General features: G+C 36.9%; 21 protein-coding genes and 1 pseudogene. 4 read left to right on the forward strand and 18 right to left on the reverse strand.

Annotation, left to right across the window (positions count from 1 at the left end):
- Positions 1 to 110: 110 nt before the first annotated feature.
- From Q2T46_RS15510 to Q2T46_RS03695, 6 genes and pseudogenes are all read right to left on the reverse strand, one after another.
- On the reverse strand, positions 111 to 1,088 hold the full coding sequence (locus Q2T46_RS15510) for an alpha/beta hydrolase (protein ID WP_399388532.1): 978 nt from the start codon (positions 1,086 to 1,088) through the stop codon (positions 111 to 113).
- 354 nt (positions 1,089 to 1,442) lie between these two features.
- A pseudogene (locus Q2T46_RS15515) lies at positions 1,443 to 2,087 on the reverse strand (alpha/beta hydrolase); the annotation flags it as partial.
- Between the two features lie 344 nt (positions 2,088 to 2,431).
- Positions 2,432 to 3,460, reverse strand: a complete 1,029-nt coding sequence (locus Q2T46_RS03680; RefSeq protein ID WP_303264214.1) for an aldo/keto reductase — start codon at positions 3,458 to 3,460, stop codon at positions 2,432 to 2,434.
- Between the two features lie 23 nt (positions 3,461 to 3,483).
- The gene (locus Q2T46_RS03685) at positions 3,484 to 4,329 is read right to left on the reverse strand and encodes an aldo/keto reductase (RefSeq protein WP_303264213.1); all 846 of its coding nucleotides are present in this window, start codon (positions 4,327 to 4,329) and stop codon (positions 3,484 to 3,486) included.
- A 40-nt stretch (positions 4,330 to 4,369) separates the two neighbouring features.
- Positions 4,370 to 5,332 carry an aldo/keto reductase gene (locus Q2T46_RS03690; protein WP_303265816.1) on the reverse strand — a complete coding sequence of 321 codons (963 nt, stop codon included), beginning with the start codon at positions 5,330 to 5,332 and terminating at the stop codon, positions 4,370 to 4,372.
- 1 nt (position 5,333) lies between these two features.
- Positions 5,334 to 5,885 carry a flavodoxin gene (locus Q2T46_RS03695; protein ID WP_094043168.1) on the reverse strand — a complete coding sequence of 184 codons (552 nt, stop codon included), beginning with the start codon at positions 5,883 to 5,885 and terminating at the stop codon, positions 5,334 to 5,336.
- Positions 5,886 to 6,263: 378 nt separating this feature from the next.
- On the opposite strand from Q2T46_RS03695, the gene Q2T46_RS03700 reads away from it, so the two are divergent.
- The 3 genes from Q2T46_RS03700 (at position 6,264) to Q2T46_RS03710 (ending at position 8,583) form a co-directional block, all read left to right on the forward strand.
- On the forward strand, positions 6,264 to 7,748 hold the full coding sequence (locus tag Q2T46_RS03700; RefSeq protein WP_303264212.1) for an ISLre2 family transposase: 1,485 nt from the start codon (positions 6,264 to 6,266) through the stop codon (positions 7,746 to 7,748).
- A gap of 213 nt (positions 7,749 to 7,961) precedes the next feature.
- The gene (locus Q2T46_RS03705) at positions 7,962 to 8,189 is read left to right on the forward strand and encodes a type II toxin-antitoxin system Phd/YefM family antitoxin (protein ID WP_013297379.1); all 228 of its coding nucleotides are present in this window, start codon (positions 7,962 to 7,964) and stop codon (positions 8,187 to 8,189) included.
- Entirely contained in the window at positions 8,173 to 8,583 is a 411-nt protein-coding gene (locus tag Q2T46_RS03710) for a PIN domain-containing protein (RefSeq protein ID WP_303264211.1), read from the forward strand. The genes Q2T46_RS03705 and Q2T46_RS03710 overlap by 17 nt, the downstream gene beginning before the upstream one ends.
- 128 nt (positions 8,584 to 8,711) lie before the next feature.
- On the opposite strand, the gene Q2T46_RS03715 is transcribed toward Q2T46_RS03710, so the two are convergent.
- The 9 genes from Q2T46_RS03715 to Q2T46_RS03755 form a co-directional block, all read right to left on the reverse strand.
- Positions 8,712 to 9,122 carry a cupin domain-containing protein gene (locus Q2T46_RS03715; protein WP_041587539.1) on the reverse strand — a complete coding sequence of 137 codons (411 nt, stop codon included), beginning with the start codon at positions 9,120 to 9,122 and terminating at the stop codon, positions 8,712 to 8,714.
- 31 nt (positions 9,123 to 9,153) lie between these two features.
- Positions 9,154 to 9,474 (reverse strand): carboxymuconolactone decarboxylase family protein, encoded by a 321-nt coding sequence (locus Q2T46_RS03720; RefSeq protein WP_099252561.1) that lies wholly within the window; start codon positions 9,472 to 9,474, stop codon positions 9,154 to 9,156.
- 71 nt (positions 9,475 to 9,545) lie between these two features.
- A complete protein-coding gene (locus tag Q2T46_RS03725; protein WP_303264209.1) occupies positions 9,546 to 10,397 on the reverse strand; it encodes an aldo/keto reductase in 852 nt (283 codons plus the stop codon).
- 13 nt (positions 10,398 to 10,410) lie between these two features.
- Positions 10,411 to 11,583, reverse strand: coding sequence for an iron-containing alcohol dehydrogenase (locus Q2T46_RS03730; protein ID WP_303264208.1), 1,173 nt, complete (start codon positions 11,581 to 11,583; stop codon positions 10,411 to 10,413).
- 186 nt (positions 11,584 to 11,769) lie between these two features.
- Positions 11,770 to 12,306, reverse strand: coding sequence for a flavodoxin family protein (locus tag Q2T46_RS03735; RefSeq protein ID WP_303264207.1), 537 nt, complete (start codon positions 12,304 to 12,306; stop codon positions 11,770 to 11,772).
- Positions 12,307 to 12,481: 175 nt separating this feature from the next.
- Positions 12,482 to 12,667 carry a 4-oxalocrotonate tautomerase DmpI gene (gene dmpI, locus Q2T46_RS03740; protein WP_303264206.1) on the reverse strand — a complete coding sequence of 62 codons (186 nt, stop codon included), beginning with the start codon at positions 12,665 to 12,667 and terminating at the stop codon, positions 12,482 to 12,484.
- Positions 12,668 to 12,701: 34 nt separating this feature from the next.
- Positions 12,702 to 13,379 (reverse strand): MerR family transcriptional regulator, encoded by a 678-nt coding sequence (locus Q2T46_RS03745; RefSeq protein WP_303264205.1) that lies wholly within the window; start codon positions 13,377 to 13,379, stop codon positions 12,702 to 12,704.
- A 384-nt stretch (positions 13,380 to 13,763) separates the two neighbouring features.
- Positions 13,764 to 15,116, reverse strand: coding sequence for a 23S rRNA (uracil(1939)-C(5))-methyltransferase RlmD (gene rlmD / locus Q2T46_RS03750; protein ID WP_303264204.1), 1,353 nt, complete (start codon positions 15,114 to 15,116; stop codon positions 13,764 to 13,766).
- 244 nt (positions 15,117 to 15,360) lie between these two features.
- The gene (locus Q2T46_RS03755; protein WP_303264203.1) at positions 15,361 to 15,771 is read right to left on the reverse strand and encodes a type II toxin-antitoxin system HicB family antitoxin; all 411 of its coding nucleotides are present in this window, start codon (positions 15,769 to 15,771) and stop codon (positions 15,361 to 15,363) included.
- Between the two features lie 505 nt (positions 15,772 to 16,276).
- Between Q2T46_RS03755 and Q2T46_RS03760 the strand changes: the two genes are divergently transcribed.
- A complete protein-coding gene (locus Q2T46_RS03760; RefSeq protein ID WP_174664688.1) occupies positions 16,277 to 17,515 on the forward strand; it encodes an IS110 family transposase in 1,239 nt (412 codons plus the stop codon).
- Positions 17,516 to 17,690: 175 nt separating this feature from the next.
- Here Q2T46_RS03760 and Q2T46_RS03765 read toward each other — a convergent pair whose 3' ends face one another.
- The 3 genes from Q2T46_RS03765 to Q2T46_RS03775 all read right to left on the reverse strand — a co-directional run bounded on the left by Q2T46_RS03765 (position 17,691) and on the right by Q2T46_RS03775 (position 18,972).
- Entirely contained in the window at positions 17,691 to 17,888 is a 198-nt protein-coding gene (locus Q2T46_RS03765) for a type II toxin-antitoxin system HicA family toxin (RefSeq protein WP_303264202.1), read from the reverse strand.
- 426 nt (positions 17,889 to 18,314) lie between these two features.
- A complete protein-coding gene (locus Q2T46_RS03770; RefSeq protein ID WP_209452617.1) occupies positions 18,315 to 18,731 on the reverse strand; it encodes a type II toxin-antitoxin system HicB family antitoxin in 417 nt (138 codons plus the stop codon).
- A gap of 58 nt (positions 18,732 to 18,789) precedes the next feature.
- Complete coding sequence (locus Q2T46_RS03775; RefSeq protein WP_209452616.1) at positions 18,790 to 18,972, reverse strand: type II toxin-antitoxin system HicA family toxin; 183 nt, start codon at positions 18,970 to 18,972, stop codon at positions 18,790 to 18,792.
- Positions 18,973 to 19,046: the final 74 nt, after the last annotated feature.

Genomic DNA, 19,046 nt, shown 5'->3' on the forward strand with positions numbered 1-19,046 from the left:
TGGTGAAATTTAACGCGTAAAAGTAACTCAAAATCAAGGGATTTGTATGTATATTCGATGATGTGCATGGATATAGATACCATCCCAATTTTTTCATAAGCGTATACTTCTTATTCTGTCATATGTTTTTCCCAAAATTTTATAGCATCATTTATCCAGCCTTCTGCGACTGTTCCTTCCCCAAGCCCAAATCCATGTGAAAGTCCCTGAAAGACCTCTATTTCCGCATCGGTTCCATTTGCCTTAATCCTGTTGATTCTGTCTTCCATCGTTTTGTAAGATGCAATTCCGTCATTCGTTCCCACGCATGCAAATGTCGGGGGTTCCTTTCCCGTTACTTCCGACAAACCAGTATACTGCATAATGACAGCCGCAGGACGCGGATATCTCTTTTCTCCAAAGCTCTCAGTGCCGTAACTTCCAAGCCATGCTGCCATACGTGCTCCGGCAGATCCGCCCCATAGAGAATAGTCTTTCATGTCTATTCCGAGTTCATCGGCGTTCTCATACAGGAAAGCAATTGCCCTTGCGAGGTCCTCACAGGCAGTCTGCGCACCTGGACGATAAATTAAGGCAAATGCGTTATACCCCTTTTTGCTGAGTTCAAGAGCATGTGGAAAACTGTCCTGCATCGCACCAACATATACAAATCCCCCGCCTGCATTGATAATTGCTGTTTTTGCGCCTTTATTGCCGCGGAAAAAGAACAGCCCTGTATCCTCTTTGGTAGGGTCTTGCGCTTTTTCTTCATCAGAATAAATGTCATAGAAAATTGTATCTCCTGATTTGGCACGTTTTTTCAAGTAATTAACGATTTCCACTGTTTTATTCGGGTTAATGTTGCTATACCATGTCAGGTAAAGTTTTCCAAGAGTATCCCCACTGTAGTACCTATTATCTATCGGAAAGAGAAGCCTTCCAAAATTTCCGAAAGCTGGATCCTTAATCACATCTTCAATTCTTGTATCTGCAGTGAAAGCTTTATAGGATTGATCATTTCCCAAGACTGACTGAACCCCTTTCTGCTTCTCCTGTGTCTCCTCCTCACCGCTCCAGAATGCTTTCATCCCGTTATAGGTGTATTCCATCGCAGCGGTTCCGTCATGTGAATATCCATTTTTGACACGAAACGCAAAATTACCATCAGCTCTATCATCGACATCGATGAAATAAGGGGACGTTCTCATAAGATCCGTTCTGGCTTTATCGTAGCTGTACGCAAAGTCATTAGTTCCTGTCATCACAAAGACGAAATAATCATTCGGATCATGTCCTTCAGCTGCAGCAAAAATCTCTTTGTCATCCAGAGTTGTCCCACAGCTCATCGGCAGGAAATAGTGGAAGTAATCAAGTCCGTATTGGAATGTCCGCCAAGTTGCGACCGATCCCATGGAAAACCCGCCGAATCCACGGTGATCACGGGAAGCAATCAGATCTTCTGCAGATGTACTGGCAGCATAGGTGCTGTACGTTCCTTCCACTGCAGGAATCAAATCATTTAATAACTCGTTATGATAGTTCCTCGTCAGCTGCATTGCCAGAGAAAAGCTGGCGGAATCCAATCCATTCTCGTTTGTGTTGTTATAAGTCGGACATACTATGATCAGCGGTTTAATCTCGCCTGCAGCAATTGCATTGTCAATGACGTTTTTAAAGGAGGATGGTTTAGCCGGGGTTCCGAGCATCGTGGTTTCATCGCCCCAACCGCCATGCATCAGATAGAACACATCATATTTTTGATTCTTACTATAGCCATAGGGGAGATATACAACCGCATGTTTTTTAAGTGGTCTTGATTTTTTATCATAAGAAAAGGATTCATATGTTTCGTAATATAAATTCGTTAATGTTCCTGGCTGCTCTGATGCTTTAAAATACCCATCAGGAATTTTTTCGATCACTTTCGGAATCATGACATTCTGCTTTGTTTTCTGGGCATTTTTATCTTGTGTTTTTGTTATTACCGTATTTTCCGTTGCCACTTCACCCAAAGATTTTTTTGTAATGCTGCAGGCAGCAAGCAGTAACACCATGAGCATAACCAACCCTGTAATTACGATTTTTCTCATTTTCTCTCCTTCCTTCATTAATATACAGTTGAAAGGGCTCTTTTAAAGATCCTTTCAGCTGTACCAGTTAATAGCTTATCTCTTTAATGAACAAATCCATTTTACGACTTCAGGGTCCCTGTGTGAAAAGAATGCACTTTTTTTCGAATGGTTTGCGATGTCATGCACCGTATTGCTGATTTTTAAATGAGGTATCGACAATAGCACCTTTGTCAGCACAACCTTTAAAAAAAGAAAGTGAAAAACACAATAAGCCTATTAGGAAATTTAATTTCATTATAGAAACCTCAATAACATGTATCGCAAAACATGGCAGAATTCCCATCTTTGCTGAAGCTGGCAGTCAATATCAGCTTTTTGTATTATTTCCTTTTACTCATGTTCTCACTATTTCCATTGAGTCGGGTACCTCCGAATACCTCAGACATGGGAATGGTATCCAACGCGTCATCCAAAGCCCTAACCTCTGCGTCTGTCAGTTCTATATCAGCAGCGATTGCGTTTTCTTTCAGTCGTTCCACCTTGCGGGTGCCGGGAATCGGAACAATCCACGGCTTTTTGCATAACATCCACGCCAAAGCAATCTGGGCGGGTGTAGCATCTTTTTTTTCTGCCATCCGGTTTAACAGTTCCAGCAGTTCCTGATTTTTGTCAATAGCTTCATCGGTAAACTGCGGCATTTTGCTGCGATAATCATATTTCTTATCAAATTCAATTCCTTTTCCATATTTACCGCTTAGGAACCCGTTTGCCAACGGAGAGAAAGCAACAAATCCAACCCCCAGTTCCTCCAATACAGGGAACAAAAGCTCGTAGTGCCGGGCCATCATGGAATACCGGTTTTGTACCGCCGTCACCGGACATACTGCGTGAGCGCGGCGAAGATATTCCTCATTGGCCTCCGAAATTCCCCAATGCTTGATCTTGCCCTCGCGGATTAAGTCGGACATCACGCCGGCCACTTCTTCGGCGGGAATTTTTGGGTCGATTCGGTGCTGGTAATACAGGTCAATGCAATCGATCTTGAGCCGTTTCAAAGAACCCTCCACCGAAGCGCGGATGCACTCAGGGCGGGAATCCGGGATAATGGGATAAGGTACTTCACGACTGTTAGTATCAAACCGGATACCGAATTTTGTTGCGATAACCACCTGATCCCGGTAAGGTTTCAGTGCTTCTCCCACCAGCATTTCATTGTGGTGCGGGTTATCCGGTGTTCCATAAATCTCGGCTGTATCAAAGAATGTATAACCCATCTCCACCGCCTGCTGGATCAGACGGATGGCTTCATTTTTCTCGATTGGCGCTCCATAAGCATGAGATAATCCCATGCATCCTAATCCGACAGTGGAAACTTCCAGTCCACTTTTACCTAAAAATCTTTTTCTCATACGTAGACCTCCAATACCATTAATTATCTCTTTAATGAACAAATCCATTTTACGACTTCGGGGTCCCTGTGTGAAAAGAATGCACTTTCTTTCTTATCCAATGCTGCAATTTTATCCATATCTTCTGCAGAAAGTTCAAAATCAAATATGTTGAAATTTTCAATAATCCTTTCCTTACGCACTGATTTTGGAATTGCAACAACTCCCCTTTGTACAAGCCAACGCAATATAATTTGAGCAACCGATCTACCGTGCTTTTGGGCCAGCGATACCAGCACTTCATTTTGAAACATGTTGTTTCTGCCCTCGGCAAAAGGACCCCATGATTCTATTTGTACTTTGTATTCTTTCATTATTTTTTGACTGTCAATTTGCTGGCAGAATGGATGCGTTTCTACTTGATTTACCACAGGAAGTATTTCATTATTGAGGATTAAATCAACAAGCCTGTCTGGGTAAAAGTTGCTTACTCCAATTGCTCTGACTTTCCCCTCACGGCACAGCTCCTCCATAGCACGCCATGAGCCATAGACATCGCCAAACGGTTGATGAATCAAATAAAGGTCAAGATAATCAAGCTGAAGATTTTTAAGCGATTTTTCAAAAGCTTTTTTGGTTTTTTCATAACCAGCATCCTGAACCCAAAGTTTTGTAGTAATGAAAAGTTCTTCTCTCGGAACACCACTCTTTTTTATTGCTTTTCCTACAGCTTCTTCATTGCCGTATGATGCAGCAGTATCAATAAGACGATACCCTGCTTCAATTGCATCCAAAACACAACGTTCACACTCATTAGCATCATTTATTTGATAAACGCCAAATCCTAAGATCGGCATTTCTACACCATTATTTAAAACTACTTTTTGCATACAAATGCTCCTTTCACATACATTAATTTAAAATCGAGAATTAAAGCGCACCGACTATTTTGTGTGGAACATACAGTTCCTCAAGGTAGGCAATGTCATCATCCGTAAGTTTTACATTGAGAGCCCCTACAGCGTCGTCTAAATACTTTGCCTTTGTTACACCGATAATTGGCGCTGTAACTCCCTTAGCAAAATGCCATGCAAGAGAAATCTGCGTCATTGTAACACCATACTTCTTGGCAAGTTCATTTACGCGAAGTACTATTCCATAGTCTGTCTCTTGGGTACTATCGTACTTTGAAACTGCAATTTTATCTGTCTGGCTTCGTTTCGTATCTGCCTTCCATTCAAGACGTGAAAGCCTTCCAGCAGCAAGTGGGCTGTATGGGGTAAGTGCAACATTCATTTGCTTGCAAATCGGAATAAGTTCCCGCTCATCCTCACGGTAAAGCAGATTGTAGTGATTCTGCATTGAAACAAACTTTGTCCAACCGTTCTTCTCGGCAGCAAGCTGCATATTGTAAAACTGGTAGCCATACATTGCTGAAGCGCCGAGAGCTCTCACCTTTCCTGCCTTTACAAGACTGTCAAGTGCTTCCATCGTTTCCTCTATCGGTGTGTCATAATCGAATCGATGAATAATGTAAAGATCAACGTAATCTGTACCCAACCGTTTTAGTGAGCCATCGATCTCACGAAGTATCGCCTTTTTTGAAAGTTTGCCTTCGTTAAAATAAACTTTAGTAGCTATAACTACTTTATCACGAGCTATATTGTTCTTTATCGCACGGCCAAGATATTCTTCACTGGTACCGCCAGAATATACATTTGCAGTGTCAAAAAAATTTATACCAAGATCAAGAGCATGTTTGATTATTGCTTCACTATCTTCAGCGTTTAGTGTCCATGCATGAAAATTACTTGACGTGTCACCAAAGCTCATGCAACCTACGCAAATACGAGAAACAAGAATATCAGAATTTCCTAGTTTTGAATATTCCATTTTACTTTTCCTCCTCAAAATTATTTATGAATTTTTGCAGCCATTTCTCAATCTCAGGCTGAGCTGAATGTACATTGCTACCTTTTATAGCAAGCCCTTTTTCAAGCCTTGCATTTGGACAAGTCTTTCTTATATCGCTTTCGCTGTGTCCCAAACCACTTCCTTCATGTGTACAGACCGGAAGAATGGTTTTTTCGGTAAAGTCATATTTCTCAAGAAAAGTAAATACAGGCATAGGCATAGTTCCCCACCAATTGGGATAGCATAATATGATAATTTCATAGTCGTCAATATTATCAAGATATTCTGAAAGCTCAGGTCTTGCATTATCACGTAATTCTTGCTGAGCAACTTTTGTAGCTTCTGTATAATCATCAGGATATTTTTTTACCGTGTTAATGCGGAACAGTTCACCGCCGGTTATTTTCTGAATCATTTTAGCTACAACTTCCGTATTTCCAACCGACAAATTCACAATGCGACCACTGACATAATTGCCTCCTTCTCTTGAAAAATAGGCTATTAAAATTTTTTTGTCATTAAATTTATTCATTTCTACTCACCTCTTTAAATCAATACTTTAAGGGTATAATTATGTATTAATACCATGATAAGCCTTTGAGTTAACTCTAAGTCAAGAGGTTTTCAACAAATATTCTTTGAGTTATCATAAAAAAATAATTTTTATGATATGTTATATACCCAGTTTTTTGCGCATGCCCCACACTCATTGTAGGAAACATATCCAATGAAATTTTGATCACATATACTGTACGATTGTAAAAATAAAATTGTTCGCTTAGTGTATAATTTTAGTAGGCGGTAAAAAATAGAAAAAGGAAGGTATCCAAAAAATACCTTCCTTTCGCATGAATCATCCGCTATAATGTTTAAATAGAAAAAACAAAAAAAGCGTTATAGAGGTGATTACATGCTAGATATAAGTTTAAACGAAAATGAAATAAATTTCAAGGATTTAGAAGCGGAAATTTACAAATTAGTTTGCGAAGAAGCTTGTAAAATAATGGCTCAAATCCTCATGAAGATAGATGATATGTTACTAGAAAAAAGGGACAAAAAAGAATATAGATGTAAAGGTAAAAAGCATACAAACATAAAAACAATTATGGGCACTGTTGAATTTGATAAAAGAATTTATGAACATATAAATAGTGAAGGGAAAAAGGAATATGTTTATCTTTTAGATGAGTATTTAAAAATGGATACAATAGGGCATATATCAACAAATCTTATTGAAAAAGTTGTAGAAAATGTAACAGAAATGTCATATAGAGAAGCAGCGAAAAATATAGAATCATTAACAAATCAAAGCATAAGCCATACAACTGCATGGAATATAATACAAAAGGTTGGAGAAAAAATAGCAGAATTAGAAAAACAAGATATAAAACTATTCAAAGAAAACAAATTAAGAGGAGAAAAAGAAACAAAAATATTATTTCAAGAAATGGATGGATTATGGTTATCAATGCAAGGCAAAGACAGACCAAAAGGCAAAAAAAGCAGGGGAAAAAAAGAAATAAAATTAGCAGTAGCATACGACGGATGGGTAAAAAGAAGCCCGGGAAGTAATGAATATATAACACATAATAAAATAGCATGTGCAGGATTTGCAAGCAGCAAAGAATTTAAAGAATTAGTAGATGCAACGATAGCAAAAGAATACAACATAGACGAAATAGAAATAAAGATAATAAATGGAGATGGAGCAAGTTGGATTAAAGAAAGTTTAGGAGAAGAAGGAGTATATTTTCAATTAGATCCATTTCATAAAAGCCAAGCAGTAATAAGGAATATAGAGAACAAAAAAGATGCCCGCAAATTGATGAAAATGCTAGATGAAGGGAAAGCAGAAGAAAGTCTAGAATACATAGCGAAATTAATGATAGAGCAAAAAGATGATGAAAAGCAAATGAAGAAATTAGAAAAACTATATAACTATTTAGTAGCCAATAAGGAAGGGATAAAACCATACCAAAAGAGAGAAGAAATAAAAATACCAGAAGCCCCAGAAGGGATAGAATACAAACATTTAGGAACAATGGAAAACAATATATTTGACACATTGGCGCGCAGAATGAATGCGGGAAAAATGAGTTGGACAGAAAAAGGTGCGAACAATTTAGCAAAGATACTAGCCTTAAAGACAAGCGGAAAACTTAATAGTGTTGTAGAAACATACTTTAATGTTATAATATCAGAAGAAAAATTAGCAGAGATAAAAGAAGAAATAAAATTATCAGCAGCGGATGTAAACAAAAAGCAGAAAAAAGCAAAAACATATCATATGCAAAGAGGCGATATGCCGTTTGAAGGTTGTGCAATGACAAACGGCAGAAAAACAATAAGAGAAATACTCAGATACAAATGTTTAAGTGAATTAAAAGTCATATAAAAGGCGGAATATGAAGATAAGAATGGAGTAAAAATAATTGCACGAAAATTCACAACACATTAAACATTATACGGATAAAATTTGAAGAAAAAAATTTGCCAACAACTACTTGACACAAACAATTGTTCGATTATTGTTGATAATTTTAATCTTATTTTTGTATAATAATATTAGGAAATTGAAATAATGAATTTTGTACAAGGAGGTATCACTATGCAAATAACAGCAACCGAATTTAAGAACAATATTGGAAAGTATCTCGCCCTTGCCTCCAAAGAGGACATATATATTACAAAAAACGGCAAAGCCATTGCCAAGCTTACAAACACAAAACAGGACAAAGTTGAAATGGCAAAATCCTTGTTTGGTATACTGCCTGCCGATGCTTCTTTGGAGCAGGCGAGAGAGGAGCGCTTGAGCCGTCATGAACGTATTAATTGATACCAACGTCATGCTGGACGCCATGCTTTCCCGCTCGCCTTTCGCTGAAGACGCGCAAAAATTGTTTATTATGGCCGCCGAGGAAAAAATCAACGTGCATATAACCGCAAGCTCCATTACGGATATCTATTACCTTCTACACAAATATCTGCACGACAAGAAGCGGTGCAAGCAGGAAATATATAAAATCATAAAAATCTTCAACATCCTTGACGTCACTGGCTCCGACTGCAAGAAGGCGCTTGAGCTGCCCATTGAAGATTATGAGGATGCCTTGCTTGCCGCATGCGCCAAGCGCAGGAAAATGGAATGCATCATTACCCGGAACATTAAGGACTTCGTCAACTCGCCAGTCAGAGCTGTATTACCCAGCGACTTTCTGAAAAGCATATAAGACTTCAGCCATCTAGCTTACCGGATGGCTTTTCATTCCCAACATTTAGGATCACAAACAACTATTCGTCGATTCCAATCATAGTCTGCATTTAATGCATTCAGAAACAAACACTTTATTTAAAAATTTCAAAGTAGTTTGTTATATTCTTCATCGGTAACCGGTTCACACCATTCAGTGTTTGCTCCTTCCGTCGGAACTGTTAATGATAGATGTGCAAACCCTTCATCCTTGACGGCGCCGTGCCAATGCTTAATCTCTGGTGGTATATATACTACATCGCCGCTTTTTAATAGTCGTGCATCTTTCCCAGCTTCTTGATATAAGCCATGCCCACCAACACAGATCAGTATCTGACCACAGCCATGATGTATATGCCAATTGTTTCTGCATCCAGGTTCGAACGTAACATTATGAATATTTACTTCTTTATCATTTAAGAGGCTTAAATAGCTCTTTCCAGTAAAATATTGTGCAAATGCTACATTTTCCTCACCTAATGGAAAATCAGATATCTTTTCTAATTCATTTCTATCCATAATAAAATTCACTCCATTCTCATTTTTTTGATTATTCAGCATATATCTCTTTTGCCAACGAAAATGCTGCCCATGCATTAGGCCATCCTACATAGAATGCTAAATGCGTGATTATTTCTGCCATTTCTTCAGCACTAACACCATTTTTTTTTGCATTAGTGATGTGATATTTTAGGGAATTGTCAAAAATTCCTTTTGCAATAAGAGCTGTTACAGTAACAATACTTCGATCTCTTAATGACAATTTGTCTTCTCTAGACCAAACCTCTCCAAAAAGAATGTCATCGTTTAATTCAGCAAATTTTGGGGCAAATGATCCCAGGGCATCTCTGCCTGCCGTTTGTTTTTTCATCATCTTACTAATCTTACTCCTTTCATGGTGACATCCTCCAATCTAGAATATATTGAGGACGCTACCGAGCATTATTCGTGAATTTTCCATCCATTCAGCCACTTTACCGTCTCAGGTGAAAAATGATCGATAATTTCGCTGTGACCAAGATCCAGCTTTGCAATATTAGCCATATCTTCATCACTGAGTGCGAAATCCCAGATGTTAAGATTTTCTTCAATACGTTCCTTCCGTGTTGACTTAGGAATAACAACTACTCCGCGCTGAACATTCCAACGAAGAACAACCTGGGCAACAGTTTTATCATATTTGCTTGCGATGCTGGTCAGTATTTCGTTTGTAAAAATACCATGCTTACCCTCAGCCAAAGGGCCCCATGCCTGCGGCTGCACGCCAAATTCTTTCATGATTTTAAGCGCCTCATCCTGCTGGAAAAATGGGTGTATTTCCACTTGATTGACTGCAGGGATAATCCTTGCATTAACGCATAAATCAACCAGACGATCAGGATAAAAATTACTCACACCAATAGCCCGAATTTTCCCCTCTTCATAAAGTTCTTCCATCGCTCTCCAAGAACCATAATAATCATTGAATGGCTGATGAATCAAATATAAATCCAGATATTCAAGCCCCAGCTTATCCAAAGAAGTTTGAAATGCTTTTTTTGCTTTTTCATAACCGGCGTCCTGAATCCACAATTTGGTAGTAATAAACAATTCTTCTCGTGGAATACCACTCTTTCTGATTGCTGCTCCAACGGCCTCCTCATTAAAGTAAGCAGATGCAGTATCAATTAAACGATAGCCTGCGTCCAACGCATCTAAAACAGCCTGTTCACAAACCTTGGCGTCTTCTATCTGAAACACGCCGAAACCTTCCATTGGCATTCTTATTCCATTATTTAAAGTCACATAATCCATGATAAAAATCCTCCTATCTATATGATTTCTTAAGAACCTCAACGACATCTTCATGTGTCATTTCACAAGGATTGGCTGCGAACAATCCGCCCATGGTTTCACGGGCATTTGTAGCGATTTTATCAAATTCATCCGGTGTGATGCCATAGTCGCTCATTTTGAGATCTGCCACTCCACATGCCTTTTGCAAATCCACCAACGCGGTAATGAAATCCTCTGCCCTATTAGCATCTTTGATTCCCATTGCCTTTGCCATAGTAATAAATCTCTCGTCACAAGCATGCTTTTCAATAAAGAATTCATAGAATGCCTTTGAAATCATGATAAGCCCTGCACCATGAGGCAAATCCTGATGATATGCACTCATAGCATGCTCAATGGAATGCTCTGCGGTAGTTACACTGATAGTCATAACTATGCCGGAAAGGGTATTGGCAAAAGCCATGCGTTCTCTCGCTTCCATATCTCCGCCATCTTTCACCGCTCGTGGAAGATATTTTGCTGTGTTTTCGATTGATGTCAAGGCATACATATCACTCATCAGGTTTGCAAATTTGGAAATATAGCTTTCTGTAGCATGAAAAAGAGTATCAAAACCTTGATAAGCAGTAAATTTAGGTGGAACTGTCTTCATTAATTCGGGATCAATAATAGAAATCACCGGGAACAAACGGTCATCACCGCCGAAACCGATTTTTTCATTGGTTTCGTCATTTGTGATGACACCCCATTGGTCCGCTTCTGAACCAGTTCCTGCGGTTGTTGTAATGCAAACTACAGGAAGCGGATCATTTGTCAGCGCTTTGCCTTTGCCAGTACCGCCGTTGATATAGTCCCAAATGTCGCCGTCGTTTGTTGCCATTGCCGCCATTGCTTTGGAAGCGTCCATTACGCTGCCGCCACCAAGGGCAACTATAAAGTCACATCCGTTATCCCTTGCTGTCTTAGCCCCCGCCATAACAGTAGACTTAAGCGGATTTGCCTGAACCTTATCAAACACAACACTTTCTACACCAGCTTTGGAAAGCTCCTTTAAGGTACGGTCAAGGGAACCATTTTCTCTAGAAGATTTTCCATTCGAGATTACTACCATTGCTTTTTTGCCGGGAAGTTTTTGCTCGTGCAGTTCGCTAAGTCTTCCGCAACCAAAAATAAATCTTGTCGGCACATACATATTAAAACTCATTTTCATTCCTCCAGTATTCTTTGATCTAGTAAATTTACACATACACCTGTAAGTGTTAATATTATGATAATCCTTTGAGTTAACTCTAAGTCAAGATGTTTTTAAAAATTATTCTGTAATGATTTATATTCATATTTATGTTAATTATTTTTTGTTTTATCCTTTAAACCAAAAAAGAGTGCAATGTCATTTTAGTGATCTTCCAAAGTCGTAGGCTTTTTGCGGATATTTTGTCCTCTCTGTCATGGAAGGGGAACCACAACCCACTCCTAAAATCATACCCTGATTTTTGAAGTTTAGATAATTACACAATTTCAAATAATGGTTTTTTAAAAATTCCATTGTTTCATTATCGCTATTCCATGCTGCTGCAATCAGCGCTGTTTTCAGTCCTTTAGATGTTAATTCTCCGTTGAAGCTGTAGAAACGATCTATTACCATTTTTATCTGCGCCGAAAAACCAAAGTAATACAATGGTGTAACAAATACGATCATATCTGAATGTCTAATGTTATCTTTCAACGATTCCATATCGTCTTTCTGAATACACACTCCAGCCATGCCGCAGACGTCACATCCCAGACATGGATGCAAATTCGCATGTGCCGCATCAAATACCGTCACCATATGTCCTGCGTCTCTTGCTCCATCAATAAAACGTTCTGCAAGCAGATTTGAAGAACCATGTTTATGTGGACTTCCTTCAATAACTAAAATTTTCATGTTTTATCTCTCCTTTTTTAATGTATTGTGATAATAAAGTTTCAAAAAACAATAACCAGAAGAATAGCGTTTTATTTGTATCAAGCAAAAAATCCTATTTATGCCATTATATTTTTTGACCTTCGGCAAACGGAACCGAAGGCCTACTCTTTACAATGAGCATGTATATGATAAACTACTTTTTTTCTGACAGGAGCTGTCCGCCAACCCCTATGTTTTCTTGCTGATTTTCTTTTATTAACACAATAAATGCTTGTTCTGGTACATTCATAATCTTTGATGCTGTTGCAGTAAATTCTTTTACCATCTGGCTTTTCTGTTCTTTATTTAACTTTCCTGCTTCTAAAGTAATTACTGGCATACCTTTTCCTCCTTCTTTTACTATTAATTTTTATTTATTGTATAGACTTTCCTAATTCATATGCCTTATTTGGAAAATTAGTCTGTTCAATCACTTCCCTTACTGGACATCCTGTAGCAAATAACTTTCCTGCATCATCCCAATTCATAAAACGAAGTATGGATTCATAATTTTTCTCAAATGCCTCCATTGTCCAATCATCTGCACCATAAGATGTTGCTAAAAACATTGCTTTTTTATTGCCTGCCAACTTTGCGTTATTGGCATGAAAGCGATCGATAACTGCTTTTATCTGTGTTGACATTCCGAAATAATACAGCGGTGTTACTTTCCATGACGCTATTAATTCATTTGTAATAGGGCCACACTTCTGATCATAAGTGTCAATCTTATAATTTATAATATCCAATGTTTCCTGCATTTCGCGCATTTTTTCTTCTATACCAGCTTTTGTTTTAATCAACAAATCTCGTCTAGCATCCTTGGTTGATTCACCTTTTATTGCAAGCTGGATATATTCACGTATAGTCCCCAATGAAACTCCTGCTTTTTTAAACCTCATGACAAACTCAATCCATTGAATTGACATTTCATCATAATTTCGTATGCCAGACTCCGTTCTGGGAACTGGTGGAATAAGACCTCTTCTTTCATAATAGCGTAGATTATCTATTGATATTCCTGTTTTTTCTGATACTTCTTTAATTGTCATCTGTAGTACATCCTAAATAATAATACTACTAGGAAAGTCTTTATTTATTTCAAGGACTTTTATTACTTTTTCTCTGATGTTAAATAATTATAAACCTTTAAGTTTACTTCAGGTCAATACTTTATTTTAAAAAAATTTAAGGCAATAGTTTTAATCCTAAATACAGTTTCTAATTCTCTTTGATTGAGTCATACAATTAGACAATGTATTTATATCTTAAGGAACCAAATTTTATCTATTAACAAAAACACAAAATCACATTCTAATTTTGCGTTTCAGTATATATTTGCGTAATTGTGAACCCCTAGGATAAATCCTTAATCTACGGAAACATAAAACACACATAAAAAAGAGGCTAGATTGCTCTAACCCCTTGAAATACTGCTATTTCCTCTCTATCAACACCACCGTCTCCACATGGTATGTGTGAGGGAACATGTCAACGCATTTTACCTTTTCCACTTTGTACTGCCTTTCAGTAAGCATCTTTAAATCCCTTACAAGTGATACAGGATTGCAGGATACGTAAATTATCTTTTCTGGGTTTAACTTTATGATGTCCATTACAGCTTTTGGATTTACTCCCGGTCTCGGAGGATCTAATACAACCACATCTGGCTTTTCGTCTATCTCCCTTATTCTTTGTGCAACATCACCAGCTATAAAATGTATATTGCCAAGCCCATTTAATCGCGCATTTTCTCGTGCAGCATCAACGGCTTCTTCGACAAGTTCTATGCCTATGACTTTTTTAGCCAATGGTGCCATTATTATTCCTATAGTCCCAGTACCGCAATACAAGTCAAATAAAACTTTATTAGATATTTCACCTGCAAATTCCCTTGCTATGCTATAGAGTTTCTCAGCGCCTTTTGAATTAGTTTGGAAAAATGAAAATGCGCTTATCTTAAATTTAAGTCCGAGTATTTCTTCCATTATATAGTCTCTACCGTACAAAACTGTAAGTTTTTCGCACTTAACCGCATCAGAATAGCTATCATTTACAGTATGCAATATGCCGACAAGTTTGCCATTTAATTTTATGTTTCTAAGCTCATTTACCAGTTTACTAAAATCGTGTTTTATCTGGGAAGTTGTAACGATATTTATGAGAATTTCACCTGTATTTGCCGCTTTTCTAATGACTAAGTGTCTCAGATAGCCTTCGTGTGTCTTTATATTATGGTGTGGCAAGCTGTGCTGTTTCGCATACTCCAAAACATTTTTTAAACATGCAATAAAATCGCTGTCAACAATCCTGCAGTCTTCCGTCGTTATAATATCATAATACCTGCCTTTTACATGAAGTCCCAACTGCATTATGCCATTGTCATCTTTTCCAAACGTGTACTCCATTTTGTTTCTATACGAAAAAACATCAGGACTTCCGACAATGCCGAGAAATTCAAAATCTTTTATTCCTGCTTCATCAAGGAGTTTTTTTACATAATCTTCTTTTATTTTCAATTGATCTTCATAATTTATATTTAGATATGCACAGCCGCCACATTTTCCAAAATGATTACATACATCATCAGACTCCATAGGCGATCTCTCTAATACCTTTACAACGTCTGCTTCAATTTTTTCGCCTTTTATCTTCTTTATTTTCACCTTTACCTTCTGCCCCTTAATGGCACCTCTTACTTTAATAATACTGTCATCTAAATATGATAACCCGTAACCTTCTAAATTCATATCATCTATATTAACTATTATTTCTTCGTTTTTCTTCATGTCTCATTTCCCCTAAACTTTGATATACAATATATATACCATACATGTGTAAATACGTCAAAATATTTTCGATGAGGCATATTATCACACAAATATATATTTATGAACATTATATATTGAAAACATTAAATGAAGTAATACTATGTGGATGTAATGTACATTGACTGACATATCTACAAAAAATAGATAATAATATATTATCAGTGATTAATTTTAAAAAAATAGAGCACTCAGCGAAGAGTGCTTATTGCTTATATTCTCTAATCCCCAATTTTTCTTTAAGAGCTTCTTGAAGTACCTGTGAAAAGTTTATTTTACTTCTTTCGGCCACACTGTTAAGCCATGATGGTATTGTCAGTGTTTTCTTTACATAAACAGTTTTAATACCACTTCTATAGTATGGCATCCATACTTCTATTGGAACAACAATTTGATTATCTTCTAATTTTACCTTCGAAATAGGAGTTGGTTCTGGTATAACATCTCCATCATCTTCCATGCCTGCAATATGAAGTGCCATCGCTTCTTTTGCATTTTTTATAGCTTCTTCATCATTGTCTCCACATGTAAAACAGCCAGGTAAATCTGGAAAACTGACAGAAATGCCGTCAGATGCATAATCAAATATAGCAGGATATATATATGTTTCTTTCATCTAAATACCTCCTCGTATAATTATTTTTGTAGACAATAAATTTGTCTCACATCTTAAAATTTAATAAAGCACATTGATAATTGGAAATTACCTCTTTTTCTTTAAAACATTATTTTGAAATCACATCTATTGCCATGTATCTAAAATATCAAATTAAGTACATGGCACAGGCCGCCACATCTTTTATTTTACGGCCTTTATGTTTACTTTTGAGATAACTTGTAGCATTATTATACTGTAAAGTTAATATGGGACAGGCTTTTGTCCTCCATGCGGTTTTTCCGCTCTTTAAAGTATGGTCCCTACACCAGATTTGCCTTTTCTCACGCGAAATCTGCTTTGTCGTATATAAACCCCTGGCAGCAGAGGATTCAGGTTTATATACTAATAGCTAATTGCGAGGTTGCTACATAATCTGGTCGCTAGGTTATCTCAAATTAACTTTCAATCTACACCATTACCTTTGAAAGGAGGTGCTATAGCCTTGAATAAACTTTTCGTAGGCATGGATATAAGCTTGGATGATGTCAAGGTTCATATTCTAGACCAAGACGGTAATGATGCTTGCTCTCGTTTTTCTGTAGATAATAATCCTTCTGGTTGCAATATTTTAGTGTCTCATATCTTGGATTGTTGTAATAAATACAACGTTCAGAAGGTTTTTATTGGTCTAGAATCTACTTCAGTCTATGGTTGGCATATTCAGTATTATTTAGCTGACCATGCTTCCTTGAAGCCTTTTAATCCTTCTGTAACTACTTTTAATGCTAATACTGTCAAGGCTTTTAAAAAGTCTCTTGGCGATTTGCCTAAGAATGACTGGGTTGATGCTTTTGTTATTGCTGAAAAATTAAGGTTTGGAAGGCTTCCTAAATCTTGTCCTGTAGATTTTAGATATCTTGCTCTCCAAAGGCTTACCCGCCATCGCTTTCACATTGTTGATAGTATTGTCAGGGAGAAAAATTATTTCCTAAGTAATCTGTTTCTTAAATTTAGTGGCTTATGTCAGATTAAAGTTTTTAGTAATAATTTTGGTGCGGCTGCTACTGAAATATTTAATGAGTTTTTAACTCTTGATGATATTGCGGCTCGACCGCTTGAAGATCTTATTGCCTTTTTAGTTGATAAAGGCAGAGACCATTTTAATGACCCTAATGCTACGGCTAAATTACTCCAAGATGCTGTACGCAAATCTTATAGAATCAACGCTAATGTAAATGATTCTTTGAATTTTGTTATCAAGTCTTGTCTTGATAATATACAGTATCTTGAAAAGCAGAAGAAAGCTTCTGAAAAGACCATTGCCAATGAAGTCAAAGGATTTAAGAATCAATTTCTTTGTCTTACTTCAGTAAATGGCATTGGTCCAACTATAGCAGCTGGCCTAATATCTGAGATAGGCGGAATATCAAGGTTTGATAATGATAATGCCCTTGCAAAGTTTTCCGGCATATATTGGTCAGAATACCAGTCTGCGGATTTTAAAGCGGAGGACACTTATTTAAAACGCACTGGTAATGAATATCTCAGATATTACTTTATTCAAGCAGCCGACCAACTTAGGAAATATTGTCCTGAGTTTTCACAATACTATGCTCGCAAATTTAATGAAAGTAAAACTCATAAACACAAACGTGCTTTAGTTTTAACGGCACGCAAAGCTGTAAGGTTAGTCTTTGCTCTGCTGCGCGAAGAAAAACTTTATAAACCACCAGCAATGAAAGGAGATGATTGTAAATACTAACATAATATACTATTTCCATAATTAACATATATTCCCATTGCTGTTTTTAGTAATGGTTAGCTTTGCTATGCTCTTTTTTAGCTGTTTTTTTAAAAAATTTTTTTAATTTTTTTCAATCATCCCTTGACATATTACCGAAATACTTTTTTGCTTGTTTCAGGGAGGGAGGCAGAACTCACTCGAGCTTAAGTCCTGCCTGTTCCAAAATACTTTTTGCAGTTTTAAAAGGAATATCCTTTTTAGGATGTGGCACAGTTACTTTTCCTTGTTTTACTGGATGTTTAAGTTGATGATGACTTCCATTAATTTTTACTATGTACCAACCATCTTGCTGAAGTATTTTGAGTATCTCCCGGGACGAATAACTTTTCATATATTACCCTCCCTTAATTAATATTATAATACGTATTCAATACGTGTCAATAGATTTTATAAAAAGCATTCGAATAGGAGCTGAATAATTATTTTATTCAGCGTCCTCTCACACCACCCTACGTACCGTTCGGTATACAGCGGTTCAATATGTATTAGTACTAATGAATATCTTTCCTTAGTTTCTTTAAGTGCCATTGATAAGTATCTTTGCAAGGATTGGGCTATTACATAGAAAAGTCAAAACAATCTACATATACGCATGTTATCACACAAATATATTTTTATGAACATTATATATTAAAAACATTAAACGAAGTAATACTATGTGGATGTAATGTACATTGACTGACATATCTACAAAAAGTAGATAATAATATATTATCAGTGATTAATTTTGAGCAGAATAAAAAATAAAGCACCCATTTTAGAGTGCTTTATATCTATCTGTTATTTTTAATTGTTCTTTTAGTGCATATTGAAGTACTTGCGAAAAGTTTATATTTGCCTTTTCCGCTGCCTCATTTAACCATCGCGGAATTGTTACTGTTTTATTGACACTTTTATTGGCCATTTCATCACGAACAGGAGGCATGTAAACCTCAATAAGATTTACAAAAGCACCTTCAGGAACTTTTATTTTTTCTGGTGCTGTTGGATCTGGAATTATTTCATTATCTTCTTCCAAATTATATATATAAAGCTCTAAAGCATCCTTAGCCATATACAATGCTTCATCAAGTGTATCACCTTCGGTTATGCATCCTGGCAAATCGGGAAAAGTTACAGTATAACCACCGTTTCCGTCAGACTCAAATACAGCCGGAAAAATATATCTATCCATAACAAAACCTCCTCTTATATTTTTATTTTATATTAACCTTTTATGCAAGCAGGATCTTTTATTTTAACCCTGCTTGCTTTAGGATTGAATTCAATGTTTTAGGCTTTAAGTCTTTGTTGTGATATGGAATTTGAATTTTGCCTGGCTTTGAAGGATGTATCATATGTACATGAGAACCTCTCTGATTTTTTACTATCCATCCTTCCTTCTGAAGCATTTTTATTAATTCCTTGGGTTTCATTTCCCTTCCTCCTGATAATTATATCATAACACGTGTATATTACACGTGTCAATAGATAAAAATCATTCGAATAG

The sequence above is a fragment of the Thermoanaerobacterium sp. CMT5567-10 genome, assembly GCF_030534315.2.
GTDB lineage: Bacteria > Bacillota > Thermoanaerobacteria > Thermoanaerobacterales > Thermoanaerobacteraceae > Thermoanaerobacterium.

Coding starts and splice junctions, on each gene's coding strand:
- Q2T46_RS03720 (WP_099252561.1), bottom strand. CDS start 9,474: ATGAAAAAACAAACGGCAGGCAGAGATGCCCTGGGATCATTTGCCCCA.
- Q2T46_RS03725 (WP_303264209.1), bottom strand. CDS start 10,397: ATGGATTATGTGACTTTAAATAATGGAATAAGAATGCCAATGGAAGGT.
- dmpI (WP_303264206.1), bottom strand. CDS start 12,667: ATGCCAGTAATTACTTTAGAAGCAGGAAAGTTAAATAAAGAACAGAAA.
- Q2T46_RS03775 (WP_209452616.1), bottom strand. CDS start 18,972: ATGAAACCCAAGGAATTAATAAAAATGCTTCAGAAGGAAGGATGGATA.
- rlmD (WP_303264204.1), bottom strand. CDS start 15,116: ATGAAGAAAAACGAAGAAATAATAGTTAATATAGATGATATGAATTTA.
- Q2T46_RS03755 (WP_303264203.1), bottom strand. CDS start 15,771: ATGAAAGAAACATATATATATCCTGCTATATTTGATTATGCATCTGAC.
- Q2T46_RS03760 (WP_174664688.1), top strand. CDS start 16,277: ATGGATATAAGCTTGGATGATGTCAAGGTTCATATTCTAGACCAAGAC.
- Q2T46_RS03690 (WP_303265816.1), bottom strand. CDS start 5,332: ATGGAATATTCAAAACTAGGAAATTCTGATATTCTTGTTTCTCGTATT.
- Q2T46_RS03765 (WP_303264202.1), bottom strand. CDS start 17,888: ATGAAAAGTTATTCGTCCCGGGAGATACTCAAAATACTTCAGCAAGAT.
- Q2T46_RS03680 (WP_303264214.1), bottom strand. CDS start 3,460: ATGAGAAAAAGATTTTTAGGTAAAAGTGGACTGGAAGTTTCCACTGTC.
- Q2T46_RS03710 (WP_303264211.1), top strand. CDS start 8,173: ATGAACGTATTAATTGATACCAACGTCATGCTGGACGCCATGCTTTCC.
- Q2T46_RS03685 (WP_303264213.1), bottom strand. CDS start 4,329: ATGCAAAAAGTAGTTTTAAATAATGGTGTAGAAATGCCGATCTTAGGA.
- Q2T46_RS03695 (WP_094043168.1), bottom strand. CDS start 5,885: ATGAATAAATTTAATGACAAAAAAATTTTAATAGCCTATTTTTCAAGA.
- Q2T46_RS03730 (WP_303264208.1), bottom strand. CDS start 11,583: ATGAGTTTTAATATGTATGTGCCGACAAGATTTATTTTTGGTTGCGGA.
- Q2T46_RS03700 (WP_303264212.1), top strand. CDS start 6,264: ATGCTAGATATAAGTTTAAACGAAAATGAAATAAATTTCAAGGATTTA.
- Q2T46_RS15510 (WP_399388532.1), bottom strand. CDS start 1,088: ATGGAATACACCTATAACGGGATGAAAGCATTCTGGAGCGGTGAGGAG.
- Q2T46_RS03735 (WP_303264207.1), bottom strand. CDS start 12,306: ATGAAAATTTTAGTTATTGAAGGAAGTCCACATAAACATGGTTCTTCA.
- Q2T46_RS03745 (WP_303264205.1), bottom strand. CDS start 13,379: ATGACAATTAAAGAAGTATCAGAAAAAACAGGAATATCAATAGATAAT.
- Q2T46_RS03705 (WP_013297379.1), top strand. CDS start 7,962: ATGCAAATAACAGCAACCGAATTTAAGAACAATATTGGAAAGTATCTC.
- Q2T46_RS03770 (WP_209452617.1), bottom strand. CDS start 18,731: ATGGATAGATATATTTTTCCGGCTGTATTTGAGTCTGACGGAAACGGT.
- Q2T46_RS03715 (WP_041587539.1), bottom strand. CDS start 9,122: ATGGATAGAAATGAATTAGAAAAGATATCTGATTTTCCATTAGGTGAG.